Annotated in this window: 1 protein-coding gene; it reads left to right on the plus strand. The window is 61.7% G+C overall.

Features of this window, described 5'->3' with window-relative positions:
• Positions 1-256: ATP-grasp domain-containing protein (locus tag AAEZ10_RS27545; protein WP_502947719.1), on the plus strand; the 256-nt coding region annotated here is incomplete at both ends.

A 256-nucleotide genomic window follows, 5' to 3' on the forward strand; every position in this document is an offset into this window, starting at 1 on the left:
CGCAGAGCCTGCGCGACTGCAACGAGAAGTTCTTCGCTACCCAGTTTCCACAATGCACGCCGCCGACACTGGTCAGCCGACGTTCGGACATTCTCCGCGAGTTCGCCCGCGAGCACCGTGACATCATTCTCAAACCCCTTGATGAGATGGGCGGCGCCTCTATTTTCCGCCACCGCGAGGGCGACCCGAACCTTTCGGTGATCCTGGAGGTGCTGACCGAGCATGGCAGCCGCCAGATCATGGCGCAGCGCTATGT

This window comes from Pseudomonas sp. H26/SER47-MNA-CIBAN-0231 (genome assembly GCF_040310465.1).
Classification (GTDB): Bacteria; Pseudomonadota; Gammaproteobacteria; order Pseudomonadales; family Pseudomonadaceae; genus Aquipseudomonas; species Aquipseudomonas atacamensis.